Annotated in this window: 16 protein-coding genes; 15 read left to right on the top strand and 1 reads right to left on the bottom strand. The window is 72.8% G+C overall.

The window, feature by feature from the left end:
- The 5 genes from AB0D74_RS28765 to AB0D74_RS28745 all read left to right on the top strand — a co-directional run bounded on the left by AB0D74_RS28765 (position 1) and on the right by AB0D74_RS28745 (position 2751).
- Positions 1–870 carry a type II secretion system F family protein gene (locus AB0D74_RS28765; RefSeq protein WP_362593116.1) on the top strand — a complete coding sequence of 290 codons (870 nt, stop codon included), beginning with the start codon at positions 1–3 and terminating at the stop codon, positions 868–870.
- Positions 867–1664 (top strand): type II secretion system F family protein, encoded by a 798-nt coding sequence (locus tag AB0D74_RS28760; RefSeq protein ID WP_362593113.1) that lies wholly within the window; start codon positions 867–869, stop codon positions 1662–1664. The genes AB0D74_RS28765 and AB0D74_RS28760 overlap by 4 nt, the downstream gene beginning before the upstream one ends.
- Positions 1665–1746: 82 nt before the next feature.
- On the top strand, positions 1747–1935 hold the full coding sequence (locus tag AB0D74_RS28755) for a DUF4244 domain-containing protein (protein ID WP_362593109.1): 189 nt from the start codon (positions 1747–1749) through the stop codon (positions 1933–1935).
- Between the two features lie 28 nt (positions 1936–1963).
- Positions 1964–2278, top strand: a complete 315-nt coding sequence (locus AB0D74_RS28750) for a TadE family type IV pilus minor pilin (protein ID WP_362593106.1) — start codon at positions 1964–1966, stop codon at positions 2276–2278.
- 140 nt (positions 2279–2418) lie between these two features.
- A complete protein-coding gene (locus AB0D74_RS28745) occupies positions 2419–2751 on the top strand; it encodes an Rv3654c family TadE-like protein (protein ID WP_362593244.1) in 333 nt (110 codons plus the stop codon).
- A gap of 61 nt (positions 2752–2812) precedes the next feature.
- Here the strand turns inward: AB0D74_RS28745 and AB0D74_RS28740 are convergent, their stop codons facing one another.
- The gene (locus tag AB0D74_RS28740) at positions 2813–5182 is read right to left on the bottom strand and encodes a DEAD/DEAH box helicase (protein ID WP_362593103.1); all 2370 of its coding nucleotides are present in this window, start codon (positions 5180–5182) and stop codon (positions 2813–2815) included.
- A 162-nt stretch (positions 5183–5344) separates the two neighbouring features.
- Here AB0D74_RS28740 and bldG point away from each other — a divergent pair, with 162 nt between their 5' ends.
- The 10 genes from bldG to AB0D74_RS28690 all read left to right on the top strand — a co-directional run bounded on the left by bldG (position 5345) and on the right by AB0D74_RS28690 (position 22220).
- Entirely contained in the window at positions 5345–5686 is a 342-nt protein-coding gene (bldG, locus tag AB0D74_RS28735) for an anti-sigma factor antagonist BldG (protein ID WP_010986038.1), read from the top strand.
- Positions 5687–5940: 254 nt separating this feature from the next.
- Complete coding sequence (locus tag AB0D74_RS28730; RefSeq protein ID WP_362593099.1) at positions 5941–6375, top strand: ATP-binding protein; 435 nt, start codon at positions 5941–5943, stop codon at positions 6373–6375.
- 348 nt (positions 6376–6723) lie between these two features.
- Positions 6724–9135 carry a sodium-translocating pyrophosphatase gene (locus tag AB0D74_RS28725; RefSeq protein WP_362593096.1) on the top strand — a complete coding sequence of 804 codons (2412 nt, stop codon included), beginning with the start codon at positions 6724–6726 and terminating at the stop codon, positions 9133–9135.
- Positions 9136–9468: 333 nt separating this feature from the next.
- Complete coding sequence (locus AB0D74_RS28720; RefSeq protein ID WP_362593093.1) at positions 9469–10116, top strand: small secreted protein; 648 nt, start codon at positions 9469–9471, stop codon at positions 10114–10116.
- A 181-nt stretch (positions 10117–10297) separates the two neighbouring features.
- Positions 10298–11827, top strand: coding sequence for a class I SAM-dependent methyltransferase (locus AB0D74_RS28715; RefSeq protein ID WP_362593090.1), 1530 nt, complete (start codon positions 10298–10300; stop codon positions 11825–11827).
- Between the two features lie 314 nt (positions 11828–12141).
- Positions 12142–12339, top strand: a complete 198-nt coding sequence (locus tag AB0D74_RS28710) for a hypothetical protein (RefSeq protein ID WP_362593087.1) — start codon at positions 12142–12144, stop codon at positions 12337–12339.
- A 255-nt stretch (positions 12340–12594) separates the two neighbouring features.
- On the top strand, positions 12595–15432 hold the full coding sequence (gene topA / locus AB0D74_RS28705) for a type I DNA topoisomerase (RefSeq protein WP_362593084.1): 2838 nt from the start codon (positions 12595–12597) through the stop codon (positions 15430–15432).
- 179 nt (positions 15433–15611) lie between these two features.
- Complete coding sequence (gene tmk, locus AB0D74_RS28700) at positions 15612–18974, top strand: dTMP kinase (protein WP_362593081.1); 3363 nt, start codon at positions 15612–15614, stop codon at positions 18972–18974.
- 223 nt (positions 18975–19197) lie between these two features.
- Positions 19198–20403, top strand: a complete 1206-nt coding sequence (locus AB0D74_RS28695) for a DNA polymerase III subunit delta' (RefSeq protein WP_362593077.1) — start codon at positions 19198–19200, stop codon at positions 20401–20403.
- Positions 20404–20597: 194 nt separating this feature from the next.
- Positions 20598–22220, top strand: a complete 1623-nt coding sequence (locus tag AB0D74_RS28690; protein WP_362593074.1) for an alpha/beta hydrolase — start codon at positions 20598–20600, stop codon at positions 22218–22220.
- Positions 22221–22295: the final 75 nt, after the last annotated feature.

Genomic DNA, 22295 nt, shown 5'->3' with positions numbered 1-22295 from the left:
ATGGGTGAGACGGGCGAGACGACGATCGGTGCGGCCTTGGTGTGCGGTGGGGTCATGGCCTGGCTGCTGGCCGAGCGGCACCGCGAGGTACGGCGGACGCGGCTGCTGCTCGCCGGGGGTGGGGTGGTGACCACCGGGCCGCCCTCCTGGGAGCAGGCGCTCGGGGAACTACGGCGGCTGCGCGGCCGTTGGCGGGGTGAGTGGTGGGCCCTGGCCGCCGGTGTCGCGCTCGCGCTCCTCGCCGCCTCGGTCCTTCCGGCCCTCGCGGGGGCGGCCGGGGTGCCGGTGCTGCGCCGGGTGCGGCTGGCCCGACAGGCGCGGCGGACCCGGCAGACGCGCGCCGACGCGGTGATCGCGCTGTGCGGGGCGCTCGCCGGGGAGGTGCGCGCGGGACGGCAGCCGGGTGAGGCGCTGCTGCGGGCCGCACGGGACTCCGGCGGGCTCGGCGAGGCCCGGCCGGCCGTGGTCGCGGCGGCCCGCTTCGGCGGGGACGTGCCGGGGGCGCTGGCGGCGGCGGCGCGGCAGCCCGGTGCCGACGGCCTGCTGGGGCTCGCGGCCTGCTGGCGGGTGGCGGTCGACCAGGGCGCCGGACTCGCGGCCGGTCTCGACCGCCTGGACGCCGCCCTGCGCGCCGAGCGCGATCAACGTGCCGACCTGCGCGCCCAGTTGTCGGGTGCCCGGGCCACCGTGGTGCTGCTCGCCGCGCTGCCCGCCCTCGGCCTCCTGCTCGGCTCGGCCATGGGCGCCGACCCGCTGCGGGTGCTGCTGCACACCGGGGCGGGCCTGGGCTGCCTGGCCGTCGGCGCGGTGTTCGAGGGCGCCGGGATGTGGTGGGCGGCCCGGATCGTGCGAGGAGCCGAGGCGGCATGAGCGCGGAGGTTGTCCACAGGCTGGGGGTGGCGGTCGCGGTGCTGGTGGCCCTGGGCTGGTCGGCGTGGCGGCTGGAGCGGGCCAGGCGCAGGCGCTGGGCCCGGCGCAAGGTGGCCGAACTGCTGGGCCTGGAGCGGCTGGAGCTGCTGGAGCGAGGGGAGAAGCACTCCGCCGTCGGCGGTGCCGTCCGCAGCTGGCTGCCGGTTGTCGGGGTGGCGTGCGGCGGCTGGGTGCTGGTCGGCGGGGTCGTCGGGGCGCTGCTGGGCCTGGGCGTCGCGGCGGGGCTGTGGCGGTGGCGGAGCGGGGCGGGCGGCACCGACCGGACGGCCGAGGCGGAGGCGGCCGAGGCCGCACGTCAACTCCCGCTCGCCGCGGATCTCCTGGCCGCCTGCATCGCCGCCGGGGCCGGTCCGGTGGTCGCCGCCCAGGCCGTCGGAGAGGCACTCGGCGGGCCTGTCGGGGAGGCGCTGGCGCGGGGCGCGGCGGAGGTCCGGCTGGGCGGCGAACCGGCCGTCGCCTGGCGGCGGTTGGCGGGACTGCCGGGTGCCGCCGCCCTGGCCCGGCTGCTGGCACGCGCGGACGAGTCCGGGATGCCGGCCGCCGCCCCCGTCGCCCGGCTCGCCTCGGACGCCCGGGCCGAATGGGCGAGGAGCGCGACCGCACGGGCCCGACGGGCGGCCGTGCTGATCTCGGCGCCGGTGGGGCTGTGCTTCCTGCCCGCGTTCATCGCGGTCGGTGTGCTGCCCGTGGTGATCGGACTCGCGGGCGGGTTGCTGCGAGGGGGTGGTGGCTGAAGGGCACGACAGGCGGGCCACCGACAGGAACTGAAGTCAGATCCAACCGAAGTCAAGACAGAGCGAGTTCGAGGGAGTCGACATGCGCGAAATGTACTGGAAGATGTGGAAGCTGGGGCGCCGGGACGCCGGAATGGTCACCTCCGAGTACGCGATGGGGATCATCGCCGCCGTCGGGTTCGCGGCGGTCCTCTACGCGGTCGTGACGAGCGGGCAGGTCAGCGCGGAGCTCCAGGCCATCGTGAAACGAGCCCTCAGTGCGCGGATGTGACCGGGGGCGCGGGGCGGACCGGGGGTTCGTGACCGCGGAGGCGGCCGTGGTGCTGCCGGTGCTGGTGGCGTTCACGATGGCGCTGGTGTGGGGGCTGCTCGTGGTGGCCGCCCAGATCCGCTGCGTGGACGCCGCCCGCACCGGGGCGCGGGCCGCGGCGCGGCAGGACGCCGAGGACGCGGTGATCGCGGTGACGAAGGAGGCGGCGCCGGACGGGGCGACGGTGACGGTGGGCCGGGAGGGTGACGAGGTACGGGTGACGGTGGTGGCGAGGCCGCCGGTGCTGGGTGCGCTGCCGTTCGAGCTGCGGGAGTCGGCGGTCGCGTTGGCGGAGGGGGCGTGAGGGGGCGTGCGGTGGTCGCTCGTCGGCTGCGGACCGGTGGGGGCTGGTCGCGCCCACGCGGCGGAGCCGCAAATGTCACAGCCCCGCGCCCCTACGGGGCGCCCGACCGGGGGGCCGCCACAGTCTGGAGCGTCGGTGCGATCGCCGTGCTGTGTGTGGTGTTCGGGGTGGTGCTGGGACTGGGGCACGCCGTGGTCGTCCGGCATCGCGCGGCGGGAGGCGCCGACATGGCCGCGCTCGCCGCGGCCGACCACTGGGCCGAGGGGACGGCGGCGGCCTGCGCGCGGGCCGACCGGGTTGCTCGGACCCAGGACACGCGGCTGACGCGATGTGTGATCGTCGGTGACGTCTCGGATGTCTCGGCAGCGTCGGGTGCGGGACCGTTCGCGGCGGAGGTGAGGGCCAGAGCAGGCCCGGCAGTCTTTCCGGCGAGCGACGCCTGCAACGCGCCCCAAAGGGGCGCGGGGCTGTGACATTTGCGGCTCCGCCGCGTGGGCGCGACCAGCCCCCACCGGCCTGCACCGACCCGACTGCCTACTCCGGCGCCCCCCTCAAGAGCACCGTGAGGAGTCGCACCGCCCCCCGCTTGTGCAACGGCTCGTTCCCGTTCCCGCACTTGGGGGACTGGATGCAGGACGGGCACCCGGCATCGCACTCGCACGCCGCGATCGCCTCCCGGGTCGCCGTCAGCCAGGTGCGGGCCGTGTGGAAGGCGCGCTCCGCGAAGCCGGCGCCGCCGGGGTGGCCGTCGTAGACGAAGACGGTCGGCAGGAGGGTGTCGGGGTGCAGCGGGATCGACACCCCGCCGATGTCCCAGCGGTCGCAGGTCGCGAAGAGCGGGAGCAGGCCGATGGACGCGTGCTCGGCGGCGTGCAGGGCGCCGCCGAGGATCTCCGGGTTGATCCGGGCCTCGTCGAGCTGGTCCTCGGTGACGGTCCACCACACCGCGCGGGTGCGCAACGTACGGGGAGGGAGGTCGAGTTTGGACTCGCCCAGCACTTCGCCGGTGATGAGCCGGCGGCGCAGGAAGGAGACCACCTGGTTGGTGACCTCGACGGAGCCGTAGCAGAGGCGGCCGTCGCCCCAGGGGACCTCGACGTCGGTCTCCAGGACGGAGATGGCCGTGGTGTCGCGGGCGACCGTGGAGTACGGCGGGTCGGCCTGCTCGACCAGGGCCACCGAGTCCTCCAGGTCGAGGGAGCGCACCAGGTAGGTGCGGCCCTGGTGCAGGTGGACCGCGCCCTCGTGGACCGTGGAGTGCGCGGCGCTCGCGTCCACCGTGCCGAGCAGGCGACCCGTGCCCGCCTCCACGACCTGCACCGGGCGACCGCCCTCGCCGCGGATGTCGGTCAGCTCGGCGGCCCGCTCCCGGCGCGTCCAGTGCCAGGCCTTGGTCCGGCGGCGCAGCAGCTTCGCGGCCTCCAGCTGCGGCAGCAGCTCCTTGCAGGCGGGACCGAAGAGGTCGAGGTCGTCGTCGGTGAGCGGGATCTCGGCCGCGGCGGCGCACAGGTGCGGGGCGAGGACGTACGGGTTGTCGGGGTCGAGGACGGTCGATTCCACCGGTTGGTCGAACAGGGCCTCGGGATGATGGACGAGGAAGGTGTCCAGCGGGTCGTCACGGGCGACCAGGACGGCGAGGGCGCCCTGCCCGGCGCGGCCCGCGCGACCCGCCTGCTGCCACACAGAGGCCCTCGTACCGGGGTACCCGGCGATCAGTACGGCGTCGAGCCCGGAGACGTCCACACCCAGCTCCAGGGCCGTTGTGGCGGCAAGTCCCAGCAGCTCCCCGGAGTGCAGCGCGCGTTCCAGGGCGCGCCGCTCCTCGGGGAGGTAGCCGCCGCGGTAGGCCGCGACACGCCGGGCGAGGGAACGGTCGACCTCGGCCAGCCGTTCCTGGGTGATGACGGCGATCAGCTCCGCGCCGCGTCTGGAGCGCACGAAGGCGACCGAGCGCACCCCCTGCACGGCGAGGTCGGTCAGCAGGTCTGCGGTCTCGGCGGTGGCGGTACGGCGGACCGGGGCGCCCTTCTCGCCGTGCAGCTCGGTCAGCGGCGGCTCCCAGAGGGCGAAGACCAGCTCGCCGCGCGGGGAGGCGTCGTCGGCGATCTCCACGACCGGCAGGCCGGTCAGGCGCCCGGCGGCCACGGCGGGCTCGGCGGCGGTCGCGGAGGCCAGCAGGAAGACCGGGGAGGCCCCGTAGCGGGCGCACAGGCGGCGAAGGCGGCGCAGCACCTGGGCGACGTGCGAGCCGAAGACGCCCCGGTAGGTGTGGCACTCGTCGACGACGACGTACTTCAGCGACTTCAGGAAGGAGGACCAGCGGGCGTGCCCGGGGAGGATCCCGCGGTGCAGCATGTCCGGGTTGGTGAGTACGTAGTTGGCGTACTGGCGGATCCACTCCCGTTCCTCGTAGGGGGTGTCGCCGTCGTAGACCGCGGGGCGGACCGAGTTTCCCAGCGGTTGTGAAAGTTCCTTCACAGCACGGCACTGGTCGGCCGCCAGTGCCTTGGTGGGCGCCAGGTAGAGGGCGGTGGCGCCGCGGCCGTTGGCGGCCTCGGAGCCGTCCAGGAGGGTGGACAGGACGGGTACGAGGTAGGCCAGGGACTTGCCGGAGGCGGTGCCGGTGGCGACCACCACCGAGTCGCCGTCCAGGGCGTGCTCGGCGGCCAGTGCCTGGTGTTCCCAGGGATGTTCGATGCCGCACGCCTGGACGGCCGCGACGACCTCCGAACGAATCCGGTCAGGCCAGACGGCATGCCGACCCGCCCGCGGGGGCAAGTGCTCCGTATGAGTGATGCGCGAAGCCCGGCTCGGCCCGGAGGCGAGCCGGTCCAGGACCGTGCCCGGAGAGAACCCGGACACGGCCGGAACCGGCGGTCGATCGGATCGGTGATTTATGGCCATCGGGACCGAGTGTGTCACTGGCATGACGGACAATGGGGCCAAGGCGTCGTGCACGCCTGCCGTAAGTGATTGAATGCCATCGCGGCTGGCGAACCGTCCCAGGGGCCGCAAGCCGAGGTGTCCCGAGGGGCGACCGCTCGATAGCAAGGTGCTGGAGGATCCGTGGACCTGTCCCTGTCGACCCGTACAGTCGGCGATCGTACGGTCGTCGAGGTCGGTGGCGAAATCGACGTATATACCGCGCCCAAGTTGCGCGAACAGCTGGTCGAGCTGGTGAACGACGGGAATTTCCACCTCGTCGTCGACATGGAGGGCGTGGACTTCCTCGACTCCACCGGGCTCGGCGTGCTGGTCGGCGGCCTGAAGCGGGTGCGTGCCCATGAGGGTTCGCTGCGCCTGGTGTGCAACCAGGAGCGCATTCTGAAGATCTTCCGCATCACCGGCCTCACCAAGGTGTTCCCGATCCACACCTCGGTCGAGGAAGCGGTGGCGGCCACCGACTGACCCCGGGCCGGCCGACGTACCCCGGACCGCCGATCGGTCCGAGCCGTCCGGCCGGCCCTCGGCACGGCCTCGTCCTCGCACGCGCCAAGCGCTGTACGGACGCCCGTGTCACCCCCGCCCGTTCGGGCCCGCGTGCCCGTGCCGGCAGCCGTGTACGGGCCGCAGTGCCCGCGGCGGACGCAATTCATCGGGGGGTTCCGGGTTCTTCGGCGGCCCGGCCCCCCACCGCACGCCCGTAGTTCCGAGGGGGACGTATGGCCACCGTTGAACTCCGCTTCAGCGCGCTGCCCGAGCACGTCCGCACCGCCCGACTGGTGGCGGCGGCGGTGGCTCGCAGGGCCGGAGTGGACGAGGCCGTGCTGGACGAGGTCCGGCTGGCCGTCGGCGAGGCCTGTTCCCGTGCCGTTGGTCTGCACCAGGCCGCCGGCATCACCGAGCCGGTACGGGTGGCGCTGATCGAGGAGGAGAAACAGTTCTCCATCGAGGTCGGCGACGAGGCACCCCGTTCCGTTCCCGGCGACCGGTCGTCCGGTGGCACGGCGGACGCGGACGTGGAGGCCGAGGAGGACGAGATGGGCCTCGCGGTCATCAGCGGCCTCGTGGACGACGTGGAGGTCACGGCCGGGGAGCACGGCGGGCTGATCCGCATGACCTGGCCGACGACCCCGCCCGGGGTCGCGCTCACCTGAGAGCCGCCCACGCGTCACCCCGTCTGCGTACCGAAGGGCCCCCTGTGTGGGGCCCTTCGGCATGTCCGCACGTCCGCGCCTCGCGCCACCTGCGGCTGGTCGTACAGTGATCTCGTGTGATGGATTTAGTGAATTCTTTCACGATCAATAGGGCCTTCATTCGATCAAGTAAACGTCGCCGTCAATGCTTTTAGGGCATTACCGCTTTCGGGTTCCCCGGCGCGACCTCGATCATTTGCTGAAGAGCACGAGAAGGCCAATTCCGTTTACCGTCCCCTGTTTAGATCACTCGCGGGTACCTAGAATCCGTCCACATCTTGAGCTCAGCCCAAGCGTCAAGGAGGACGAATGGCGGGGCTTTCTACCCCTCATCAGTTGGGCCATCACCCCACAACCCTCGCAGCCGCAGTCCTGACCGACGACAACCGGGTCCTGGTTGCGGTCATCGCCGTCGTGGCGCTGGCCGCGCTCGTGGTCGCCTGGATCCTGGTGCGTCAGGTGCTCGCGGCGGGCGAGGGCACCGACAGCATGAAGAAGATCGCGGCGGCGGTCCAGGAAGGCGCCAACGCCTATCTGGGCCGGCAGTTGCGCACGCTCGGCGTATTCGCCGTCGTGGTGTTCTTCCTGCTCCTGCTGCTGCCCGCGGACGACTGGAATCAGCGCGCCGGCCGGTCGATCTTCTTCTTGATCGGCGCGGCGTTCTCGGCGACCACCGGTTATATCGGCATGTGGCTCGCCGTGCGCAGCAATGTGCGCGTCGCCGCGGCGGCCCGGGAAGCCACTCCGGCGGAAGGCGAACCGGAAAAGGATCTCACCGCCGTCTCGCACAAGGCCATGAAGATCGCTTTCCGCACGGGCGGCGTCGTCGGCATGTTCACGGTGGGGCTCGGCCTGCTCGGCGCCTCCTGTGTGGTGCTGGTGTACGCGGCCGACGCGCCGAAGGTGCTCGAAGGCTTCGGTCTCGGTGCCGCCCTGATCGCCATGTTCATGCGTGTCGGCGGCGGCATCTTCACCAAGGCCGCCGACGTCGGCGCCGACCTGGTCGGCAAGGTCGAGCAGGGCATTCCGGAGGACGACCCGCGCAATGCCGCGACCATCGCCGACAACGTGGGCGACAACGTCGGCGACTGCGCGGGCATGGCGGCCGACCTCTTCGAGTCGTACGCCGTGACCCTGGTCGCCGCGCTGATCCTCGGCAAGGCGGCCTTCGGCGACGCCGGACTGGCCTTCCCGCTCCTGGTGCCGGCGATCGGCGTGCTCACCGCGATGGTCGGCATCTTCGCGGTCGCCCCGCGCCGCAGCGACCGCAGCGGCATGAGCGCCATCAACCGCGGCTTCTTCATCTCCGCGGTGATCTCGCTGGTGCTGGTCGCCATCGCGGTCTTCGTCTATCTGCCCGGGAAGTACTCCGACCTCGACGGGATCTCCGACGCGGCCATCCGGGCCAAGGACGGCGACCCGCGGATCCTCGCGCTCGTCGCGGTCGCCATCGGCATCCTGCTCGCGGCCGTCATCCAGCAGCTGACCGGCTACTTCACCGAGACCAACCGGCGTCCGGTCATGGACATCGGCAAGACCTCGCTGACCGGCCCGGCCACCGTCGTCCTCGCCGGTATCTCGGTCGGTCTGGAATCGGCCGTCTACACCGCGCTGCTGATCGGCCTCGGCGTCTACGGCGCGTTCCTGCTCGGCGGTACGTCGATCATGCTCGCGCTGTTCGCGGTGGCGCTGGCCGGCACCGGCCTGCTCACCACGGTCGGCGTCATCGTCGCCATGGACACCTTCGGGCCGGTCTCCGACAACGCCCAGGGCATCGCCGAGATGTCCGGCGACGTCGAGGGCGCGGGCGCGCAGGTGCTCACCAACCTGGACGCCGTCGGCAACACCACCAAGGCCATCACCAAGGGCATCGCCATCGCCACCGCCGTCCTCGCGGCGTCGGCGCTCTTCGGGTCGTACCGGGACGCGATCACCACGAACGTGCAGGACGTGGGCGCGAAACTCAGTGGTGCGGGCTCCCCGTTGACGCTGTCGATGGACATCTCGCAGCCCAACAACCTGGTCGGCCTCATCGCCGGCGCGGCGGTCGTCTTCCTGTTCTCGGGACTGGCCATCAACGCCGTGTCGCGGTCGGCGGGTTCGGTGGTCTACGAGGTGCGGCGGCAGTTCCGCGAGCACCCCGGGATCATGGACTACACGGAGCAGCCGGAGTACGGCAAGGTCGTCGACATCTGCACCAAGGACGCCCTGCGCGAGCTGGCCACGCCGGGACTGCTCGCCGTGATGGCGCCCATCTTCATCGGGTTCACCCTCGGTGTCGGCGCGCTCGGTTCCTACCTCGCGGGCGCGATCGGCGCGGGCACCCTGATGGCGGTGTTCCTGGCCAACTCCGGTGGTGCCTGGGACAACGCCAAGAAACTCGTCGAGGACGGCCACCACGGCGGCAAGGGCAGTGAGGCCCACGCCGCCACGGTCATCGGCGACACGGTCGGCGACCCCTTCAAGGACACCGCCGGCCCCGCGATCAACCCGCTGCTCAAGGTCATGAACCTGGTCTCCCTGCTCATCGCGCCCGCGGTGATCAAGTTCTCCTACGGCCATGACAAGAGCATCGGGATCCGGATCCTGGTCGCGGTCCTCGCGCTGATCGTCATCGTCGGTGCGGTCTACGTCTCCAAGCGGCGCGGCATCGCCGTCGGCGACGACGAGGACAGCGCCGAACGGGTGGCCAAGTCGGCCGATCCCGCGGTGGTTTCGTAGGCGGTCTTACGACGCCCACCGGGTCCCTCGCGAGAGGGGGCCGGTCAACGAGCGGGCGGACGGCGCGTGCTGACACGCCGTCCGCCCGTTTCGTATGCCGGGGCGCTTTCGGTTTGCCGCACGCGGGAGCGCGCCGGAGTGTGCCGGGGCGTGCCGGAGCGCACTCGTGCGCGCTCGTGCCTGGGAGCGGGGATGTGCGCGTCGTCTCGTCGTGAGCCTTCTCTCCCCGGAGCGAATCTACCCAAAAGCGTATTTAATGGGTGCTTCCATGAGGGTGCTGTCCGTCCGCCGTGTAGATTCCGGGGGCCGAGAGCCATGGAAGGGACCGATCCGGTGAACAAGAAGCTCGCGGCCGCACTGTCCGGCGGTGCGGTACTCGTAGTGGCGCTGTCCGGGTGCAGCAGCAACAACAAGGGCACCGACCCGAAGCTGATCGCCTGGGCCAAGACCGTGTGCGACGCGGTGCCGGCGCAGGACGCGAAGATCAAGGCGGCGAACGAGGCGATCTCCACGACGGCCTCGGACACCACGAGTTCGGCCGCGACCATCCAGAAGACCGACTCCCAGGCCTTCCAGGACATGTCCGACGGCTACAAGGCGCTCGCCGCGGCCATCAGCAGCGCCGGCGCGCCTCCCGGGGTGGACGACGGCGCCAAGCGCCAGCAGGCCGTCGTCACGACCCTCAACAGCCTCTCGGCGTCCTACGCCGACCTGAAGAAGAAGGTCGACGCGCTCGACACCAAGAACCAGGCGAAGTTCGCCTCCGGTCTCCAGGACATCGCCTCCCAGACGACGCAGCTGGAGGCGCAGAGCAAGAGCGGTACCGCGGCGCTGAACGCCCTGGAACAGGGCGAGGTCAAGGACGCGATCGCCGAGCAGGCCAGCTGCAAGAAGGTCTCCGCCACGACGTCGACCGGGTCGTCGGTTCCGTCGTCGGCCGCTTCGTCGTCGGCCTCGGCGAGCTCGTCGACAGCGGGCTGAGGCAGGACCGGGCCCCGGGGAGCCGAGGCGGGACCTGGCCCTGGGGAGCCGAGGCGGGACCGGGCCCCGGGGACTGCGCCGGGGCCGAGGACGAGGCGGGAGCGGGGGCGGTGTGCCGTACCGACTCCGGTGGCCCGCGGCCGTGTGCTGAGCCCGTGGCCGGGCCCGGCCACGGGCCACAATGGACGGCGTGACTGACTCCGGCCTCGCCACCCTGCCCGCCTCCGACCGCCCCGACGCCGCCGCCCGGCTGCGCACCGCCCTGCTGGGCTCCTCGTTCACCGCCGACGGCCTGCTCGACCTGCTCGGCGCGCCCGCCTACGCGGCGCTGGCCCGCAGCGAGACGGTGCCCGCGCTGCGGGCGACCCGCGGGGACACGCCGCTGGAGACGCTCGTCCGGCTGTTCCTCCTCCAGCAGCCCGTGCCGCACGCGCGCGTGGCCGGCGTCCTGCCCGTCGACGACCTCCTGGACAGCGGCTGGCTGACCCGTGCCGGCGGCGACGAGGTCGCGGCCACCGTGGACGTACGGCCGTACGGCGGGCCCGACGGCGAGGACTGGTTCATCGTCTCCGACCTCGGGTGCGCCGTCGGCGGCGCGGGCGGCATCGGCCAGCGGCACGAAGAAGTCGTCCTCGGGGTCGGCGGCGCGTCCACCACCCTGGCCGGCATCACCGTCCGCACGCCCGTGGCCGCCGCCCTCGACCTCGGCACCGGCTCCGGTATCCAGGCGCTGCACGCCGCCCAGCACGCCACGCGTGTGACGGCGACGGACCTCAACCCGCGCGCCCTGCACATCACGGCGCTCACGCTGGCGCTCTCCGGCGCACCGGCGGCCGACCTGCGCGAGGGCTCGCTGTTCGAGCCGGTGAAGGAGGGGGAGACGTACGACCTGATCGTGTCCAACCCGCCGTTCGTGATCTCGCCGGGAGCCCGGCTGACGTACCGGGACGGCGGGATGAGCGGGGACGATCTGTGCCGCTCGCTCGTTCAACAGGCCGGGGAACGGCTGAACGAGGGCGGGTTCGCGCAGTTCCTCGCCAACTGGCAGCACGTCGCGGGGGAGGACTGGCAGGACAGGGTCAGGTCGTGGGTGCCGCGCGGCTGCGACGCGTGGATCGTGCAGCGCGAGGTGCAGGACGTCAACCAGTACGCCGAGCTGTGGCTCCGGGACTCCGGCGACCACCGCGGCGACCCGGTGGAGTACCAGGCGCGGTACGACGCGTGGCTCGACGAGTTCGAGGCACGCAAGGTGAAGGGGGTGGGATTCGGCTGGATCACGCTGCACAGGACCGGCGCCGCCGTGCCCTCGGTCACCGTCGAGGAGTGGCCGCATCCGATCGAACAGCCGCTCGGCGAGGCGATCCGCGCGCACTTCGACCGCCTCGACTACCTCCGTGACCACGACGACGCGGACCTCCTGGAAGACCACTTCAGGCTCGCCGTCGAGGTGGTCCAGGAGCAGGTCGGGCTGCCCGGCGCCGAGGACCCGGAGCACGTGGTGCTGCGTCAGCACCGCGGGATGCGCCGCGCGACCAAGGTGGACACGGTGGGCGCCGGGTTCGCAGGGGTGTGCGACGGCACGCTGAGCGCGGGGCGGATTCTCGACGCCATCGCGCAACTGACGGGTGAGGATCCGGTGTTGCTGCGCGACCGCACGCCCGCCCAGATCCGGCTGCTGGTGGAGCAGGGGTTCTTGGAGCCGGCGGTCTGACGGGCCGGAAGACGTGCCCTGCGGCCCGCGAGACACGCCGGGAGAAGAAAAAGGCCGGAAAAATCTGGTCGGAACGTTCGCGTGGCGGTTCGTCGCTGGTCGGTCGCCGATCCACCGCCGATCCACCGCCGATCCACTGCCGGTCCGTCGCCGGTCCGCCCCTCGTCCGCAGATCGGATGTTCGAGTGGACCCCGGCCGCTCGTTCACCTCGATTTCGCCCGTCGGCCTCCCAGCCGCCGCCCGCCCGTGCCAGTCTCCGGGCGCTGGGCAGTCACGGGCGGCAGGGAAACGGCAGGGAAGGGGCGCACGGGCCATGGAGAGCGGACCTGCGATCTTCGCGGGGGCGGTGTTCGCCCTGTTCGGAGGCGCGCTGCTGGTGTGGACCGGCATCCGGCTCCGGCGCGGCGAACCCGTCGCCCAGGGTGTGAGTCAGGTCGCATCGGCGACCCTCGCGAGCCTCGCCGCGGTGATCGCGCTGGGCCTCGGGGCGTACTGCCTGACCCGCCTCTGAAGGCATCCCTCCGGTAATCGGAGCATCACGCTCCGGACAGGGGCCAGAGGGCGACCGGGGACTCCGGGCGGCAGGAATGGCGGTAGTCGGGTTACCGTTCGAGTGGCCGTTGTGGGCTTTTCCCGTTTGACACGGGGGCGGGATGTACCGTCACACTCCGCAGCGTCACCAAGTGAGCGGGTATCCGTGCCCGTGCCACGACCCCGGGAACAAGGCCTGGGGAGGCCCCAGCGTCGACCGGAGAGAAGAGCGAAGTTGTCCCCGACCAGCGAGACCGCACAGGGCGGCCGCCGACTCGTCATCGTCGAGTCCCCTGCCAAGGCGAAGACGATCAAGGGCTATCTGGGCCCCGGATACGTCGTCGAAGCGAGCGTCGGGCACATCCGTGACCTTCCGAACGGCGCCGCGGAGGTGCCCGAGCAGTACACCGGCGAGGTCCGGCGCCTCGGCGTGGACGTCGAGCACGACTTCCAGCCCATCTATGTGATCAACGCCGACAAGAGGGCGCAGGTCAAGAAGCTCAAGGACCTGCTGAAGGAGTCCGACGAGCTCTTCCTCGCCACCGATGAGGACCGCGAGGGCGAGGCCATCGCCTGGCACCTCCAGGAGGTTCTCAAGCCGAAGATCCCCGTCAAGCGGATGGTCTTCCACGAGATCACCAAGGACGCGATCCGGGCTGCCGTCGCCAACCCGCGCCAGCTCAACCAGAAGCTCGTCGACGCCCAGGAGACCCGCCGCATCCTCGACCGCCTCTACGGCTACGAGGTCTCGCCGGTCCTGTGGAAGAAGGTCATGCCGCGCCTGTCGGCCGGCCGTGTCCAGTCCGTGGCGACCCGGCTCGTGGTGGAGCGGGAGCGGGAGCGCATCGCGTTCCGGTCCGCCGAGTACTGGGACCTGACCGGCACCTTCGGGACCGGCCGGGCCGGTGACCCGAGCGACCCGTCGTCTCTGGTCGCCCGCCTCCAGGCCGTGGACGGCAAGCGCGTCGCGCAGGGCCGTGACTTCGACTCGCTGGGACAGCTCAAGACCGCGAACACCCTCCACCTCGACGAGGCGAACGCCCGCGCGCTCGCCGCCGCCCTGGAGAACACCCGGTTCTCGGTCCGCTCGGTCGAGTCCAAGCCGTACCGCCGCTCGCCCTACGCCCCGTTCCGTACGACGACCCTCCAGCAGGAGGCCTCGCGCAAGCTCGGCTTCGGCGCGAAGGCCACCATGCAGGTGGCCCAGAAGCTGTACGAGAACGGCTACATCACGTACATGCGTACGGACTCCACGACGCTGAGCGACACCGCCATCGCGGCGGCCCGCGCCCAGGTCACGCAGCTGTACGGCGCCGACTACCTGCCGGCCCAGCCGCGGACCTACGCCGCGAAGGTCAAGAACGCGCAGGAGGCGCACGAGGCGATCCGCCCCTCGGGAGATCGTTTCCGCACCCCCGCGGAGACCGGCCTCACCGGCGACCAGTTCAAGCTCTACGAGCTGATCTGGAAGCGGACGGTCGCCTCCCAGATGAAGGACGCGACCGGCAACAGCGTCACGGTCAAGATCGCCGGCGCCGCCGCCGACGGCCGGGACGTCGAGTTCAGCGCCTCCGGTAAGACGATCACCTTCCACGGCTTCCTCAAGGCCTACGTCGAGGGCGCCGACGACCCGAACGCCGAGCTGGACGACCGCGAGCGCCGGCTGCCGCAGGTCACCGAGGGCGACCCGCTGTCCGCCGAGGAGATCACGGTCGACGGGCACGCCACCAAGCCCCCGGCCCGCTACACCGAGGCCTCGCTGGTCAAGGAGCTGGAAGAGCGCGAGATCGGCCGCCCGTCGACGTACGCGTCGATCATCGGCACGATCCTCGACCGGGGATACGTGTTCAAGAAGGGCACGGCCCTCGTGCCGTCCTTCCTCTCCTTCGCCGTGGTCAACCTCCTGGAGAAGCACTTCGGCCGGTTGGTCGACTACGACTTCACCGCCCGGATGGAGGACGACCTCGACCGCATCGCCGCAGGCCAGGCCAAGGCCGTGCCGTGGCTGAAGCGCTTCTACTTCGGCGAGGGCGAGGGCACCGCCACGGGCGGCGCCGCCGACGCAGGCAATGGCGACGGGGACCACCTCGGCGGCCTCAAGGAGCTGGTGACCGACCTGGGCGCGATCGACGCGCGCGAGGTGTCGTCGTTCCCGGTGGGCAACGACATCGTGCTGCGGGTCGGGCGCTACGGCCCGTACATCGAGCGCGGCGAGAAGGACTCCGAGGGCCACCAGCGCGCGGACGTTCCCGAGGACCTGGCCCCCGACGAGCTCTCCGTCGAGCTCGCGGAGGAGCTGCTCGCCAAGCCGAGCGGCGACTTCGAGCTGGGCGCCGACCCGGAGTCCGGCCACCAGATCATCGCCCGTGACGGCCGCTACGGCCCGTACGTCACCGAGGTGCTCCCCGAGGGCACCCCGAAGACCGGCAAGAACGCGGTCAAGCCGCGCACGGCCTCGCTCTTCAAGTCCATGGCCCTGGACACGGTCACCCTGGCGGACGCGCTCCGGCTGATGTCGCTGCCGCGGGTCGTCGGCGCCGACGCCGAGGGCCAGGAGATCACCGCGCAGAACGGGCGCTACGGGCCGTACCTGAAGAAGGGCACGGACTCGCGTTCGCTCACCTCCGAGGACCAGCTCTTCACGATCACCCTCGAAGAGGCGCTGGCGATCTACGCCCAGCCCAAGCAGCGCGGCCGGGCCGCCGCCAAGCCGCCGCTGAAGGAGCTGGGCACCGACCCGGTCAGCGAGAAGCCGGTCGTGGTGAAGGACGGCCGCTTCGGGCCGTACGTCACCGACGGGGAGACCAACGCGACCCTGCGCTCCGGCGACAGCGTCGAGGAGATCACCCCGGAGCGCGGCTACGAGCTGCTCGCCGAGAAGCGGGCCAAGGCGCCCGCCAAGAAGACGGCGAAGAAGGCGCCCGCCAAGAAGGCCGCGGCTGCCAAGAAGGCCGCACCGGCGAAGAAGACGGCGGCCAAGAAGACCGCCGCGAAGAAGACGACCACGGCCACGGCCGCGAAGAAGACGGCCGCCAAGAAGGCCACGGCCGCCAAGACGGCCGGAGAGGACTGAGCCCGCTCGCCTCAGCCGGTCGGGGAGGGCTGAATCGGCCGTCCTGGGGCGGCCGAGGCGCTCCTGGGTCCTCACATCGGCTTCGCATTGTGTACGCCCCGGCATCAACTTGGTGTCGGGGCGTGCGTACCTGTGGACGGTCGCCGCGGGCTGTCTGCGGCTGCCGATAGGCTGAAAGCATGACGCGAGCCGAGCAGCCAACGGCCCCCCAGACAGACCCGGACGACGCGCTGGTAGCGGATTCCCGCGAGCGCGCCGTCCGCGCGCTGCTGCGCCGACCCGAACTGAGGCGCCTGTGGGGCGCCCAGCTCGTGAGCGGGATCGGCGACAGCCTCGCGCTGCTGGTCCTTGTCGTGCTCACGCTCCAGGCAGCCGTCGCCCAGGGCTCCTTCGGCGGCGGCTACCGCGGTGCGGCGCTCGCGGTGACGGTCGTCTTCGGGGTGCGCATTCTGGCCACCCTGCTCTTCGGCGCCGTCCTGCTGGGCCCGCTCACCACGCTGACCGCGCAGGACGGCCCGCTCGACCGCCGCTGGACCATGGTCGGCGCCGACGGCCTGCGCACGGTCCTGCTGATCATCGCGCCCCTGTGGATCGACTGGACCCCGGCGGACGCCCTGACGTTCGTCCTGGCGACGGCCTTCGTCACCGGGGTCGCCGAGCGCTTCTGGACCGTCTGCCGGGAGAGCGCGGCCCCCGCGCTGCTGCCCGCCCCGCCCCCGGAGGGCGCGACGGTACGACCGCTGCCCGACCACCTGGACGCCCTGCGCCGCCTCTCGCTGCGGACCACGTTCCTGACGGTCCCGGCCGCAGCCGCCGCCCTGGTCGTCGCGTCGCTGGTCAACAACCTGCTGGGCACGGGCATCGCCTGGTTCGCCCAGCACCAGGCGGCCCTCGGCTCGTACCTGGCGGCGGGCCTGTTCGCCGCGTCCCTCTCGGTCCTGGTCTACCTGGAGGTGCCCGGCACGCGCACCCCGCGCGCGCGGTCGCCGCTGGAGGGCCTGCGCCGCCCCAAGACCGCCGCGGGCACCGACACCGGCCGTACCGGCGCCATCCCGATCCTGGTGCTGGCCTGCGCCGCGATCGCCGGGGCGATCGCCGCCGCCGTCGCCGTCGCCGTGCTGCACGCCGCGGACCTGGGCGGCGGCCCGGTGCTGTACGGCCTGCTGGTGCTCGCCCTGACCGGCGGCGTCGCCGTCGGCATCCGTACGGCCCCCGCGCTGCTCCCGACGCTCTCCCGCCGGCGCCTGCTGTTCCTGGCGATCGCCTTCACCGGCGTCGCGCTGCTGGCCGCGGGCCTGGTCCCCGACGTCACCACCGTGCTGCTGATCGTGGCGCTGGCCGGCATCGGCGCGGGCGTGGCCGCCAACACCGGGCACACCCTGCTCGACCAGGAGACCGAGGACTCCCGCCGGACGCGGACGACCGAGCACCTGCACGCGGTGGTCCGGGTCGCCGTGGCGCTCGGCGCGCTGATCGCGCCCCTGGTGGCCTCGCTGATCGGGCCGCACCGCCTGGAGAACGGCAAGTTCGTGTTCGCGCACGGCGGTGCCGCGTTCACGCTGATGCTGGTCGGCGCGCTGCTGCTGCCGGTGGCCGCCCTGGTGCTCGCGAAGGTCGACGACCGCGCGGGCGTACCGCTCCGCCACGACCTGCGGGACGCGCTGCTCGGCGGCGACGACCCGGTGCAGGCCCCCACGGCCAACGGTTTCTTCATCGCCCTGGAGGGCGGCGACGGCGCCGGCAAGTCCACCCAGGCCGAGGCCCTCGCCGAGTGGATCCGGGCCAAGGGCCACGAGGTCGTCCTCACCCGCGAGCCCGGCGCCACCCCCGTCGGCAAGCGGCTGCGCTCGATCCTCCTCGACGTCTCGTCCGCCGGTCTCTCGCACCGCGCGGAGGCCCTGCTCTACGCCGCCGACCGCGCGGAGCACGTCGACACCGTCGTCCGGCCCGCCCTGGAGCGCGGCGCGGTCGTCATCTCCGACCGGTACATCGACTCCTCCGTCGCCTACCAGGGCGCGGGCCGCGACCTGTCCCCGACCGAGGTCGCCCGCATCAACCGCTGGGCGACCGCGGGACTCGTCCCGCACCTGACCGTCCTGCTGGACGTGGAGCCGGAGACCGCCCGCGAGCGGTTCACCGAGGCGCCCGACCGGCTGGAGTCCGAGCCCGCCGAGTTCCACGCGCGCGTACGGGCCGGATTCCTCACCCTCGCCGCCTCCGACCCCGGCCGCTACCTGGTCGTCGACGCCGGCCAGGAGCCCGAGTCGGTGACCACCGTCATCCGGGCCCGGCTCGACACCGTGCTGCCGCTCTCCGAGGCCGAGATCAAGGCCGCGGAGGAGGCGCGCAAGGCCGCCGAGGAGGAGGCTCGCCGCAAGGCCGAGCTGGAGGCCGCGCGCAAGGCCGAGGAGGAGCGGGTCGAACGCGAGCGCCAGGAGCAGCTCGCCAAGCTCCGCGCCGAGGAGGAGGAGCGCAAGCGCCGCGAGCTGGAGGAGGCGCAGCGCCGCGAGGCCGAACGGCAGGCGGAGGAGGCCCGGCTGCGGGCCGAGGAGGCGCGCAAGCGGGCCGAGGAGGAGCAGGCCCGGCTGCTCGCCGAGGAGAAGGCCCGCGCGGAGGCCGAGGCCCGCCGCAAGGCCGAGGAGGAACAGCGCCGCAGGCAGGCCGAGGAGGAGGCCCGGCTGCGCGCCGAGGCCGAGGAACGGCGCCTGGAGAAGCAGCGCAAGGCCGAGGAGGCCCTGCTCAAGGCCGAGCAGGCGCGGCGCGCCGCGGCGGAGGCGGCGGCAGCGGCCGACGTGGCCGCCCAGCAGTCCGCCGCCCGCCCGCCGAGGGCCCCCGGCGTCACCCCGGAGGCGACGACCATGCCGACGCCGGTGGTGAGGCCGGAGGCGGAGGCCGCGCACGGCAAGCCGGAGGCCCGGGACGACGAGACGAAGGTGCTGCGCCCGGTGCGCGACGAGCGGGCGCCCGCTTCCCGGGAGTCCGGCGCACAGTCCGGTGCGGAGTCCCGCGCGGAGTCCGGTGCGGAGTCCGAGGCCGAGGTGACCGCGGAGCTGCCGCAGCCGCCGGTGCGGCCCGCGGGAGCGGCCGACGAGACGGCGGTCCTGCGGCCGGTGACGCCGGGCGCCGCCGACGAGACGGCGGTGCTGCCTCCCGTGGGTGCGGCCGACGAGACAGCCGTACTGCCGCCGGTGCCGCCGCGAGCGGCGGACGAGACCGCCGTGCTGCCCCCTGTGCGCGACGACGCCGGTGCCCCCGCCGACGCCCCGGCGGACCGGATGCCGTCCGGCTTCTTCCGGGACGAGCGGGCGGGCGGGAACCCCGACGGCTCCGAGGACCGCACCCGCGAGATGCCCCAGGTCGACGCGGACGCGGACGCCGGTACCGGCGCCGACGGCTCGGCCCGCCGGCGCCCCCGGCCCGACTGGGCCGAGGAGACCCCGCTGGACGACCTGCCGTCGCTGGCGGACGAGCTGCTGGGGTCGTACGACGAGTCCGAGTACGACGACGAGCGGGGCCGCCGGGGCCGCGGCCGGCGCGGCTGAGGGTTCTGCCACGGGGGCGGTGCGGGTCGGGGATTCCGACCGGCGCCGCCCCCGTTGTCAGTGGGCACCCGCACAATGGAGGCCGGACCACGGACCCGGCGGACTTCGGCCCGCGCAGACCGACGGGAACGGGCCCGGATCCTCTGACCGGTACGGGACCGGTGCGTGACCGGCACCTATGACGAACGGGACCGGTACCTATGACGAAAGGGCGGCGTGACCCATGACCGTGTGGGACGACCTCGTCGGGCAGGAGCGGGTGAGCGAGGTGCTCACCGCCGCCGCCCGGGACGCCGACGCCCTGGTCACCGCCGCGGCGACCGACCGGCCGCCGCCGGAGTCGTCGAAGATGACACACGCCTGGCTGTTCACCGGCCCGCCCGGCGCCGGCCGCAACCAGACGGCGCGGGCCTTCGCCGCCGCCCTCCAGTGCGTGAGCCCCGACCGCGCCCTGGGCGGCGTCCCCGGCTGCGGCTTCTGCGACGGATGTCACACCGCGCTGATCGGCACCCACGCGGACGTCACCACGGTCGCCGCCGTCGGCGCCGAGATCCTGGTCAGGGACATGCGCGACACGGTCCGCAAGTCGTACACGGCACCCGCGACCGGCCGCTGGCAGATCATCCTGGTCGAGGACGCCGAGCGGCTGAACGAGAAGTCGGCCAACGCCGTCCTCAAGGCCGTCGAGGAGCCCGCCCCCCGCACGGTCTGGCTGCTCTGCGCGCCCTCGCTGGAGGACGTGCTGCCCACCATCCGCTCCCGCTGCCGCCACCTGAACCTGCGCACTCCCTCGGTGGACGCGGTCGCCGACATGCTCGTCCGGCGCGAGGGCATCGAGCCGCAGGCCGCCGCAGCCGCGGCCCGCGCCACCCAGGGACACGTCGACCGGGCCCGCCGGCTGGCCACCGACCCGGCCGCCCGCGAGCGCCGCGCGGCCGTGCTGAAGCTGCCGTTGCGGCTGGACGAGGTCGGCGCGTGCCTGAAGGCCGCCCAGGAGCTGGTGGACGCGGCGGCGGAGGACGCCAAGCAGCTCGCCGAGGAGATGGACGGCAAGGAGACCGAGGAGCTGAAGGCGGCGCTCGGCGCGGCCCAGGGCGGGCGCCTGCCGCGGGGTACGGCGGGCGTGATGAAGGACCTGGAGGACATGCAGAAGCGCCGCCGCACCAGGACCCAGCGCGACAGCCTCGACGTCGCCCTCACCGACCTGACCGGCTTCTACCGCGACGTCCTCGCGCTCCAGCTGGGCTCCAGGGTCGCGATCGCCAACGCGGACGCCGAGGACTCTCTGGACCGGCTCGCCCGCGCCGGCTCGCCCGAGGCCACGCTGCGCCGGATCGAGGCGATCGCCGCCTGCCGGGAGGCCCTGGACCGCAACGTGGCGCCGCTGCTGGCGGTGGAGGCGATGACGATGGCCCTCAGAGCGGGCTAGGACCGGGCCGAGACCGGGCTGGGACCGGGCTGCTGAGACCGGGCTGCTGAGACCGGGCTGAGACTGGCGGCGCGTCCGGTTCCGACGGCCTTCCGACCCCTGGGTGGCGTGCACGGCGTTGACCCGGGTCACCCGTACGAGCCACAGTCACCGCGCACCGCACGGAGATCATTTCTCGGCGTTACGCTCGATTGATGCACATCAGGCGAATCCCCCGCCAGCACCGAATTCGACCCCGGGCCCGCACCCGGACCATGGCGGCCGTCCTGCTCTCGGCCGCCGTCCTGCTCGCTTCCGCGTGCTCCTCCGCGGGGAGCGCGTCGACGGCGACGGCGACGTCCGCGTCCACGTCGGCCGGCACCGCCCAGCTGGCCGCGCTGCCCCGCGCGACGCCGTCCGCGCTGGCGCGGTACTACGACCAGAAGCTCACCTGGCGCGACTGCGGCGTCCCCGGCTTCCAGTGCGCGACGATGAAGGCCCCGCTGGACTACGCCGAGCCCGGCGCGGGTGACGTCCGGCTGGCGGTCGCCCGCAAGAAGGCCACCGGCAAGGCGAAACCGCTCGGATCGCTGCTGGTCAACCCCGGCGGACCCGGCGGCTCGGCGGTGGACTACCTCCAGCAGTACGCGGGCATCGGCTACCCCGCCGAGGTGCGGGCGCGCTACGACATGGTCGCCGTGGACCCGCGCGGGGTCGCCCGCAGCGAGCCCGTCGAGTGCCTGGACGGGCCGCAGATGGACACGTTCACCGAGACCGACATGACCCCCGACGACCAGCGGGAGACGGACCGGCTGGTCGGGGAGTTCAAGACGTTCGCGGAGGCCTGCGGGAAGCATTCGGCGCAGCTGCTGCGCCATGTCTCCACCGTCGACTCGGCCCGGGACATGGACATCCTGCGGGCGGTCCTCGGCGACCCGAAGCTGAACTACGTCGGGGCGTCCTACGGCACCTTCCTCGGCGCGACCTACGCCGGCCTCTTCCCGGACCGGGTCGGCCGGATGGTCCTGGACGGCGCGATGAACCCGTCCCTGTCCGCGCGCGAGCTGAACCTCCAGCAGACGGCGGGCTTCGAGACGGCGTTCCAGTCCTTCGCCAGGGACTGCGCGAAGCGCGCCGACTGCCCGCTCGGCGACAAGGGCAGCACCCCGACGCAGATCGCCGACAACCTCAGCACCTTCTTCAAGAAGCTCGACGCGCACCCCGTCCCGACCGGCGACCCCGACGGCCGCAAACTGACCGAGTCCCTCGCGACGACCGGTGTGATCGCGGCGATGTACGACCAGGCCGAGTGGGAGCAGCTGCGCGACGCCCTGCACACGGCGATGAAGGACAACGACGGCGCGGGTCTGCTCGCCCTCTCCGACAGCTACTACGAGCGGGACGCCGACGGCCGCTACTCGAACCTGATGTTCGCCAACGCCGCGGTGAACTGCCTGGACCTGCCGCCCGCCTTCACCACCCCCGGGGAGGTCGAGAAGGCGTTGCCCGAGTTCGAGAAGGCGTCCCCGGTGTTCGGACCGAACCTGGCGTGGGCGTCGCTGAACTGCGCGTACTGGCCGGTGCGCGCGACCGGCGAGCCGCACCGGATCGTGGCGAAGGGCGCCGCCCCCATCGTCGTGGTCGGCACCACCCGCGACCCGGCGACCCCCTACCCCTGGGCCCAGTCCCTGGCCGGCCAGCTCTCCTCGGGCCGCCTCCTCACCTACGTCGGCGACGGCCACACCGCCTACGGCCGGGGCAGCACCTGCATCGACTCCGCGATCAACACCTACCTCCTCCACGGCACCCCGCCGGCAGAGGGAAAGCGCTGCTCATAACCCCTGCGCCCGGCCCCGGAGCCCCCGCTCCGGGGCATGTACGGAGCACCCCCGGAAACTGTGTAGACTTACCGA

The sequence above is a fragment of the Streptomyces sp. NPDC048278 genome (genome assembly GCF_040652195.1).
Lineage (GTDB): Bacteria > Actinomycetota > Actinomycetes > Streptomycetales > Streptomycetaceae > Streptomyces.
This window is presented reverse-complemented; position numbering and strand designations above follow the sequence as displayed.

Bases quoted from the DNA above. Each gene is read 5' to 3' on its own strand.
- AB0D74_RS28690 (WP_362593074.1), top strand. From the start codon at position 20,598: ATGCACATCAGGCGAATCCCCCGCCAGCACCGAATTCGACCCCGGGCC.
- AB0D74_RS28740 (WP_362593103.1), bottom strand. From the start codon at position 5,182: ATGGCCATAAATCACCGATCCGATCGACCGCCGGTTCCGGCCGTGTCC.
- AB0D74_RS28710 (WP_362593087.1), top strand. From the start codon at position 12,142: ATGGAGAGCGGACCTGCGATCTTCGCGGGGGCGGTGTTCGCCCTGTTC.
- AB0D74_RS28695 (WP_362593077.1), top strand. From the start codon at position 19,198: ATGACCGTGTGGGACGACCTCGTCGGGCAGGAGCGGGTGAGCGAGGTG.
- AB0D74_RS28730 (WP_362593099.1), top strand. From the start codon at position 5,941: ATGGCCACCGTTGAACTCCGCTTCAGCGCGCTGCCCGAGCACGTCCGC.
- AB0D74_RS28715 (WP_362593090.1), top strand. From the start codon at position 10,298: ATGGACGGCGTGACTGACTCCGGCCTCGCCACCCTGCCCGCCTCCGAC.
- AB0D74_RS28765 (WP_362593116.1), top strand. From the start codon at position 1: ATGGGTGAGACGGGCGAGACGACGATCGGTGCGGCCTTGGTGTGCGGT.
- AB0D74_RS28755 (WP_362593109.1), top strand. From the start codon at position 1,747: ATGCGCGAAATGTACTGGAAGATGTGGAAGCTGGGGCGCCGGGACGCC.
- tmk (WP_362593081.1), top strand. From the start codon at position 15,612: ATGACGCGAGCCGAGCAGCCAACGGCCCCCCAGACAGACCCGGACGAC.
- AB0D74_RS28760 (WP_362593113.1), top strand. From the start codon at position 867: ATGAGCGCGGAGGTTGTCCACAGGCTGGGGGTGGCGGTCGCGGTGCTG.
- AB0D74_RS28725 (WP_362593096.1), top strand. From the start codon at position 6,724: ATGGCGGGGCTTTCTACCCCTCATCAGTTGGGCCATCACCCCACAACC.